Origin of the sequence: Shewanella electrica (assembly GCF_022321485.1) — a bacterium.
Classification (GTDB): domain Bacteria; phylum Pseudomonadota; class Gammaproteobacteria; order Enterobacterales; family Shewanellaceae; genus Shewanella; species Shewanella electrica.
Window position 1 is genome coordinate 1 of record NZ_JAKOGG010000266.1, and the last position, 273, is coordinate 273.

Annotated in this window: 1 protein-coding gene; it reads left to right on the forward strand. The window is 65.6% G+C overall.

The features are described 5' to 3' along the window. A partial coding sequence (locus L9G74_RS24140) for a hypothetical protein (RefSeq protein ID WP_238898622.1) occupies positions 1 to 261 on the forward strand: 261 nt, incomplete at its 5' end. Positions 262 to 273: the final 12 nt, after the last annotated feature.

The following is a 273-nucleotide window of genomic DNA, read 5'->3' on the forward strand; positions in this document are numbered from 1 at the left end:
CCGGCAGCGACGAGAGCGCCAGTGGAAGAAGCAGTGCCACAGCGCGCGGAGGCGGCGCCGCAGCGGGCGGAGGACGACGTCGTGGAGGTGCGGCGAGATCACCCTCGATGCCGCCCCGACCTCGCCGACGCCGTGCCGTCGTCATCCACGGCCGCCGGAGACGACGACGACCCCTTCCTCCTGGCCAACTTCATCTCCGCCTCTCGTTTTCTTCTCCTGTGTGAGAGAGTTTGTGGAGGGAAAGGGAAGGAGACAAGGTAGTGGAGATCTTAT